The 7799-nt window shown below is 72.6% G+C and carries 6 protein-coding genes; 4 read left to right on the top strand and 2 right to left on the bottom strand.

All coding sequences use genetic code 11. The features are described from left to right. Positions 1-91 precede the first annotated feature (91 nt). Both HY68_RS19725 and rsmH read right to left on the bottom strand, forming a co-directional pair. Positions 92-688 (bottom strand): hypothetical protein, encoded by a 597-nt coding sequence (locus HY68_RS19725; RefSeq protein ID WP_041990687.1) that lies wholly within the window; start codon positions 686-688, stop codon positions 92-94. Beyond that, positions 685-1647 (bottom strand): 16S rRNA (cytosine(1402)-N(4))-methyltransferase RsmH, encoded by a 963-nt coding sequence (gene rsmH / locus HY68_RS19720; RefSeq protein ID WP_078863684.1) that lies wholly within the window; start codon positions 1645-1647, stop codon positions 685-687. The genes HY68_RS19725 and rsmH overlap by 4 nt, the downstream gene beginning before the upstream one ends. A 391-nt stretch (positions 1648-2038) precedes the next feature. Between rsmH and HY68_RS19715 the strand changes: the two genes are divergently transcribed. From HY68_RS19715 to HY68_RS19700, 4 genes are all read left to right on the top strand, one after another. Next, positions 2039-2611, top strand: a complete 573-nt coding sequence (locus HY68_RS19715) for a carbonic anhydrase (protein WP_041990683.1) — start codon at positions 2039-2041, stop codon at positions 2609-2611. A gap of 235 nt (positions 2612-2846) precedes the next feature. After that, positions 2847-3893 carry a MoxR family ATPase gene (locus HY68_RS19710; protein ID WP_041990681.1) on the top strand — a complete coding sequence of 349 codons (1047 nt, stop codon included), beginning with the start codon at positions 2847-2849 and terminating at the stop codon, positions 3891-3893. Continuing rightward, entirely contained in the window at positions 3893-5248 is a 1356-nt protein-coding gene (locus tag HY68_RS19705; RefSeq protein ID WP_041990678.1) for a DUF58 domain-containing protein, read from the top strand. The genes HY68_RS19710 and HY68_RS19705 overlap by 1 nt, the downstream gene beginning before the upstream one ends. Next, positions 5245-7752 (top strand): DUF3488 and transglutaminase-like domain-containing protein, encoded by a 2508-nt coding sequence (locus HY68_RS19700; protein WP_041990676.1) that lies wholly within the window; start codon positions 5245-5247, stop codon positions 7750-7752. The genes HY68_RS19705 and HY68_RS19700 overlap by 4 nt, the downstream gene beginning before the upstream one ends. Positions 7753-7799 lie beyond the last annotated feature (47 nt).

Raw genomic sequence — 7799 nt, 5'->3', positions numbered from 1 at the left:
CGGGCGGGCGCCGCCGACGGGGCGCGCACCGCCCCGTGGCCGTGCGGGTCCTGGCACCCTGCGGCGCGGTGGTTCCTTGGAGGGCACTGCGTCACCTGCCGGAGGTCGTCGGGGCCTGGGCTGCCGGTTTCAGCGGTTGGCCCTGGCCGGTGGCTGACGGGGAGACGGTGGCCGTCGGGGCGGCGGCCTGTCCCGTGGGCGGTGCGGCGGGCGGGCCGGAGCGCGCCGGGACCGGTGTGCTCGCGGTGGACGCCTGCGCTGACGGGGCGGGCGGCGCCGGCGGGGCCTGCACCACGACGGACTGCTGTACGGGCGGCAGCGGGGTGGCCTTGCCCGGCACGCCGTGGACCTTGCCGTCGGGGCCGAGGAAGGCGGGGCTGCCGCCGGGCACCATGCCGAGCTCCCGGGCCCTGCGGGCCAGCGCGTCGGGCGCCGAGTAGTCGTCCACGTCGCGCTGGAGCGCCTGCTGCTCGTCGGTGAGGTCGGTGGTCTGCTTCTTGAGCTTGCTCAGCCTGAACGATCCTTCGTTGAGGGAGGAGTTCAGCAGCAGCAGGGCGATCAGACCGCCGCCCAGCAGCAGGACGACCAGCAGGACGAAGGGCGTGCGCGCCGCCTGTCCCGAGCCGGACGGCATCATCCGGGCGAGCCGGCCGGCCCGCCCCTTCAGCTGCCTGGCAGCTCCGCTCACAGTGCGTCCTCCCGGATCCGCTGCGCCCCCCGCAGCCGGGCGGGGGCCGCCCTGCGGTTCTCGGCGACCTCTTCCTCCGTCGGCAGTTCGGCGCCGCGGGTGAGCAGTTTGAGGCGGGGCTGGTAGCGCTCGGGGACCACCGGCAGCCCCGGCGGCGCCGTGTTGGCGGCGCCCGCCGCGAAGACCTGCTTGACCAGCCGGTCCTCCAGCGAGTGGTACGACAGGACGGCGATGCGGCCGCCGACGGCGAGGGTCTTCACCGCTGCGGGTACGGCCCGTTCCAGTACGGACAGCTCGCCGTTGACCTCGATGCGCAGCGCCTGGAAGGTGCGTTTGGCGGGGTTGCCGCCGGTGCGCTTGGCAGCCTGCGGCAGGGCGTCGCGGATCAGTTCGACCAGCCGGGCGCTGCGGGTGAAGGGTTCCCTGTCCCGTTCGCGTACGACCGCGGAAACGATCCGCTTGGCCTGCTTCTCCTCGCCGTACTGGCGCAGGATCCGCACGAGTTCGCCGGGTGGGTAGGTGTTGAGCACCTCGGCGGCGCCGGGCCCGGTCGTCTGGTCCATCCGCATGTCGAGCGGCGCGTCGTGGGCGTAGGCGAAGCCGCGGTCGGCCTCGTCCAGCTGCATGGACGAGACGCCCAGGTCGAACAGGACGCCTTGGACGCGGGGGATCTCCAGCCGGTCGAGCACGTCGGGCAGCTCGTCGTAGACGGCGTGCACGAGGGTGGCCCGTTCGCCGTACGGGGCGAGCCGTTCGCCGGAGAGCCGCAGCGCCTCCTTGTCGCGGTCCAGGGCGACGAGCCGGGCGGAGGGGAAGGTGGAAAGCAGCGCCTCACTGTGGCCGCCGAGGCCGAGGGTGCAGTCGACGACGACCGCGCCCGGCTGGGCGAGAGCGGGGGCCAGCAGGTCAAGGCACCGCCGGAGCATCACTGGGACGTGTCGCTCGCTGCGCTCGCTCAATGCGCCCTCTCAGGTCCGGCGCGGTCGTACGTGCCGCCGGGTCCCCGCCCGCTCAGAAGGGGAGTGATCCGCCGGCGCCGCAAAGGGCGTCGGCCGACCGCCGAGCGGGAGAGGGCCGAGCCGCACGTACGCCGCACACGCGGGGACAATCGGGATGTGTTCGGGATGTGTCCGTGAACTTCGCGTCACTTTAGTCCACTCGTCCTTCCGGTCAATCAACCGGCCAGCGCGTCGCACGGGTCACGCGCCACAACCGAACAAACGGTCTTTTTCACCCGTTCGGATGAGTGGTGCTGGCCCTTGTGGGTTAGGTCACAACAATGCCCGTTGACGTTCTTTGTCCTGGTCCCACAGCGGGCTTCGACCCCTGATGGCCATTACCGTCATAGGTATGTCGACTTCCGCACACCTGCCCGCAGAGACCGCAGAGACCCCTGAGACCTCCGCCGGTCCGGCCCGCACCGGCGGTACGGTCACCGACCGGCTCATAGAGGCGAACAACCACTATGCCGCCAGGTTCCAGGACCCCGGCATGGACGCGCGGCCCGTGCTGCGGGTCGCCGTGGTGGCCTGCATGGACGCCAGGCTCGACCTGCACGCCGCCCTCGGCCTCGAACTGGGCGACTGCCACACCGTCCGCAACGCGGGCGGCGTGGTGACCGACGACGTCATCCGCTCACTCACCATCAGCCAGCGGGCGCTCGGGACGCGCAGCGTGGCGCTGATCCACCACACCGGCTGCGGCATGCAGACCATCACCGAGGAGTTCCGGCACGAGCTGGAGCTGGAGGTCGGCCAGCGGCCGGTCTGGGCCGTCGAGGCGTTCGCGGACGTGGAACAGGACGTCCGGCAGTCGATGCAGCGCGTACGGACCTCACCGTTCCTGCCGCACACGGACGATGTGCGCGGTTTCGTCTTCGACGTCACGACGGGGCTCATGACGGAGGTCGACCCGGCCGGGTGAGCCGGGGAAATCGCCCCGTCATGGGCCTGGGAAGCATTCCCGTGGCACCAAAAAAGCGGCGAAATCGACAAATCCCCCTCTTTTATCCACAGGCGAGTGACACGAAGCGGTAACGGCAACAAGAATGCGTGTGTGACAGCCGCCCCGGAACATTCCGGGGCCGGCGTCCGTATCTTGGGGTGGGCCGGGCCGTCTGTTGAGCTCCGGTCCGTATGAACGGGCCGAGGAGGGCCGGGTGACGACCTATGACGATCGAGCGAGCCTCACTGATCTGACCACCACAGCGGAGCGTGTCCGCACATCGGTGGAGGGTGTGATCGAGGGCAAGCCAGAGGTCGTACGGCTTTCGCTGACCGTGCTGCTCGCCGAGGGACACCTGTTGATCGAGGATGTCCCCGGCGTGGGCAAGACCATGCTGGCGAAGGCGCTCGCACGTTCCATCGACTGTTCGGTGCAGCGAATCCAGTTCACCCCCGATCTGCTGCCCTCGGACATCACGGGAGTGTCCATCTACGACCAGCAGCGCAGGGACTTCGAGTTCAAACCGGGCGCGATCTTCGCGCAGATCGTGATCGGCGACGAGATCAACCGCGCCTCGCCGAAGACGCAGTCGGCACTGCTGGAGTCCATGGAGGAGCGCCAGGTCACCATCGACGGGCAGACGTACGAACTGCCCAGCCCCTTCATGGTGGTGGCCACCCAGAACCCGGTGGAGATGGAGGGCACGTACCCGCTGCCCGAGGCACAGCGCGACCGCTTCATGGCCCGAGTGTCGATCGGCTATCCGAGCGCCGAGGCGGAGCTTCAGATGCTGGACACGCACGGCGGGATCTCCCCGCTGGACGACCTCCAGCCGGTGGCGCACGCGCACGAGATCGTGAAGCTGATCGACGCGGTGCGCACCGTCCATGTGGCCGACGCCGTACGGCGCTACGCGGTGGAGCTGGTCGGGGCGACCCGCAGCCACCCGGACCTGCGGCTGGGGGCCTCACCGCGCGCGACGCTCCATCTGCTGCGCGCGGCGAAGGCGTCGGCGGCGCTGAGCGGCCGGGACTACGCCCTGCCCGACGACGTACAGGCGCTGGCGGTCGCCGTGCTGGCGCATCGGCTGCTGCCCACCGCCCAGGCCCAGCTCAACCGCAGGACCGCCGAGCAGGTCGTGCTGGAGATCCTGCAGCAGACGCCGGTGCCCACCGCGGACGGCGGCCGGGTGACGGCGGGCAGACCGGCTCCCGCGGGGCCGGCCTACGGCCAGCAGCCGCCCGGCGTCCGGCGGTTGTGATGACGTCGGCCGACCCCGTCACGACGGCGGGCGAGCAGGACAAGGGCGGCCTGCGCGTGGCCCTGGGCGGACTGACCACCCGGGGCCGGTCGTTCTTCGCCGCGGGCATCGCGGCGGCCGTCTGCGCCTACGTCCTCGGCCAGTCCGACCTGCTGCGCGTGGGGCTGCTGCTCGCCGTGCTGCCGCTGGTCTGTGTCGCCGTGCTCTACCGCACCCGCTACCGGGTGGCGGGCAGCCGCCGGCTCACGCCCTCCCGGGTGCCGGCGGGGTCGGAGGCGCGGGTGCATCTGCGGATGGACAACGTGTCCCGGCTGCCCACCGGACTGCTGATGCTCCAGGACCATGTCCCGTACGTGCTGGGCCCGCGACCGCGCTTCGTGCTCGACCGGGTGGAGGCGGGCGGGCGCCGCGAGGTGTCGTACCGCGTCCGCTCGGACCTGCGCGGGCGCTATCCCCTCGGCCCGTTGCAGCTGCGGCTGAGCGATCCGTTCGGGATGTGCGAACTGACCCGTTCCTTCAGCGCGTACGACACCCTGACCGTCATCCCCCGCACCGAGGCGCTGCCTTCGGTACGGCTCGCCGGTGAGGCGTCGGGGTACGGCGACGGCCGGCAGCGGTCCCTGTCGCTCGCCGGGGAGGACGACGTGATCCCCCGCGGCTACCGGCACGGCGACGATCTGCGCCGGGTCCACTGGCGCTCCACCGCCCGCTACGGCGAGCTGATGGTGCGCCGCGAGGAGCAGCCGCAGCGCGCCCGATGCACGGTGCTGCTGGACACCAGACGGGTCGCCTACCAGGGCGCCGGACCGGACTCGGCCTTCGAGTGGGCCGTGTCGGGCGCGGCGTCCGCGCTGGTGCACATGCTGGAACGGGGCTTCGCCGTACGGCTGCTGACCGACACGGGCAGCTCCGTGCCGGGTGAGGGCGCCGACGGCTTCGCGGGCGCCACCCAGGAGTCGGCCGACTCGGCGGGACTGATGATGGACACCCTCGCCGTCGTCGACCACTCCCCGGGCGAGGGGCTCTTCCCCTCGTACGACGTCCTGCGCCGTGGCACCGAAGGCCTGCTGATCGGCTTCTTCGGCGACCTCGACGACGAACAGGCGGGCGTGGTCGCCCGGATGAGGCAGCGCAGCGGCGCGGCCGTCGCCTTCGTGCTCGACAGCGAGGGCTGGACGCAGAGCCCGCCCGCGCAGGGGCAGAGCGACGAGCGGCTGCGGCTGCTGCGCGAAGCGGGCTGGACGGCGTTCGCCGTACCGGCCGGGGCCTCCCTGCCCGACCTGTGGCGGCAGGCCGCGCGCGAGCGCTCCGAATCGGGCGTCACAGGGCCGACAGCTTCCGGAGGATGGTCATGAGCGGACGCGGGAGGCTGGCGCTGTGCGCCTTCGCCGCCACGCTGATGGCGGCGGGCTCGATGCTGCCGCTGGTCGACACGGTCGGCTGGCTGTTCCAGGCCGCCTTCCTGCTGGCGGTCATCAGCGGGGTCGGCGCGCTGGCCAGGCGGGCACCGCTGGCCAGACTGGCGACGATCCTGGTGCAGGCCGTCGTCGGGCTGCTGGAGCTGACGGTCGTCTTCGCCCGGGACCAGGCGCCGCTCGGGCTGCTGCCGACGCCTGACGTCATCCGGCAGTTCGGCACGCTGCTGACGGCGGGCAGCGACGACGTCAGCCGGTTCGCCATACCGGCGCCCGCGACCGACGGCATCAAGCTGATGCTGATCGGCGGCGTCCTGGTGATCGGTCTCGCGGTGGACGCGCTGGCCGTGACGTTCCGCAGCGCGGCCCCCGCCGGGCTGCCGCTGCTCGCGCTCTACTCCGTGGCCGCCGGACTCTCCGGCGGGGCGGGCGGCTGGCTGTGGTTCCTGGTCGCCGCATGCGGCTATCTGCTGCTGTTGCTTGCCGAGGGCCGTGACCGGCTGTCCCAGTGGGGCCGGGTGTTCGGCGGCGCGCCGCAGGGCCAGGGCCGGGCGGCCCGAACGCCGGGCCACGCGCTGGCCCCGGCGCGTACGGGCCGCCGCATCGGTGTGCTGGCGCTCGGTATCGCCCTGGTGGTCCCGGCCGCCCTGCCCGCCATGGGCGACGGGCTGCTGGCAGGCGCGGGGACGGGCAACGGCTCGGGGGTGGGCGGCGGGGGCACGATCTCCGCGGTGAACCCCCTGGTCTCGCTCCAGGACAACCTGAACCAGCCGGAGGACCGGGAGGCCCTGCGCTACCGGACCACGCAGGCCGCCGGCTCGGACATGTATCTGCGGATCATGGCCCTCGACACGTTCGACGGGACGTCCTGGCGCTTCTCGCAGCGCAAGGTCGACGACGTACCGGAGGAGCTGCCCAACCCGCCGGGCCTCTCCCCCGACGTGCGCACCACGAAGGTCACGACCAACATCACTGCGGCCGGCTGGTACCGGCAGAACTACCTCCCGATGCCCTACCCGGCGACGAAGGTGAAGATCGAGGGCCGCTGGCGCTTCGAGCCGGTGGGCCGCACCCTCGTCGGCGACCGGGGGCAGTCGACCCGTGGCGCCGAGTACCAGGTCGAGAGCCTGGAGGTGGATCCGACCAGCGAGCAGCTGGCGTCGGCCCCGCAGGCGTCCAAGGCGCTGCGCGACGAGTACACGAAGGTGCCGAACAGGCTGCCCGGCGTGGTGAAGGAGACCGCCGAGGACGTCACGGCGGGCGCGACGACCGACTACGCGAAGGCCGTCAAGCTCCAGGACTGGTTCGCGATGGACGGCGGTTTCAAGTACGACGTCTCGGTCAACTCCGGCACCGGGATCTCGGCGATCACCAAGTTCCTCCAGGACAAGAGGGGCTTCTGCATCCACTTCTCCTTCGCCATGGCGGCGATGGCCCGCACGCTCGGCATCCCGGCCCGGGTCGCCGTGGGCTTCACCCCCGGCACCCCCGAGGGGGACATCGTGTCCGTCGGTCTCAACGACGCCCACGCGTGGCCCGAGTTGTACTTCGAAGGCGTGGGCTGGACGCGTTTCGAGCCGACCCCGAGCCGTGGCAGCATCCCGGACTACACCGTCGCCGACACCCCGTCCGGGGTGCCGAGCAGCACGGAGGCGCCGGACTCGGCGGCTTCGGGCGCGCCGTCGGCAGCCCCGTCCTCGTCGAGCAGCTGCGCCGAGCAGACGCGCCGGATCGGTGAGTGCGACGCGGCCGCCCCGCTGGGTGTGCAGCCGCCCACCGACTCGGGCACCCCGACGGGAACCTGGGTCGGGATCGCGCTGGCCGCGCTCGCCGTCCTGCTGATCCCGCTGCTGCCCTTGCTGTGGCGGGTGCGGGTACGGGCGCGACGGCTCAGGTCCGGGTACGGCGACCACGCGTCGGCGGACGGCCCCTCGTGGGCCATGACGGACGCGGACGGGGACAGCGGAGCGGCCGTCGGCCGGGGCGGCGCGCCGCCGACGCCCGCCGTCGCCGCGGAGCGTGCCCTGGCGGCCTGGCGGGAGCTGATCGACACGGCGTGGGACCACGGCATCCCGCCCGACGAGTCGCAGACCCCGCGTAAGGCCGCGGACCGGGTCGTACGGCTCGGCCGGCTGGAGCAGCCGGCGGCCGACGCGGTGCACCGGGTGGCCGGGGCCGTGGAGCAGGCGCTGTACGCGCCGGAGCCACGGCCGGGTGTGGGGCTCGCCGAGGACACCCGGCTGGTGCGGGCCGGGCTGCGGGCGTCCGTCGGGCGCTGGACCCGGCTGCGGGCACTTCTCGTGCCTCGCTCGTCCATTCGGGTGATATGGGCCCTGTCGGAGCGCTGGACGGCCTTCACCGACCGGTGGGGTGTGCACAGGCTGCGGCTCGACCGCTGGACGGCCTTCGTGGCGCGGCTGCGGCCCGCCAGGCAGCGCGGCTGAGCCCAGGGGCCCCGGGCCAGGCGGCCGGGGCCCCTGGGCCGGGGCAC

The sequence above is a fragment of the Streptomyces sp. AcH 505 genome (assembly GCF_000818175.1).
Classification (GTDB): domain Bacteria; phylum Actinomycetota; class Actinomycetes; order Streptomycetales; family Streptomycetaceae; genus Streptomyces.
Note: the sequence above shows the minus strand (reverse complement) of the source record. Positions and strands in the feature narration are given on the sequence as shown.

Excerpts from the sequence above, each read along its gene's own strand:
- HY68_RS19715 (WP_041990683.1), top strand. The coding sequence starts at position 2,039 with ATGTCGACTTCCGCACACCTGCCCGCAGAGACCGCAGAGACCCCTGAG.
- HY68_RS19705 (WP_041990678.1), top strand. The coding sequence starts at position 3,893 with ATGACGTCGGCCGACCCCGTCACGACGGCGGGCGAGCAGGACAAGGGC.
- HY68_RS19700 (WP_041990676.1), top strand. The coding sequence starts at position 5,245 with ATGAGCGGACGCGGGAGGCTGGCGCTGTGCGCCTTCGCCGCCACGCTG.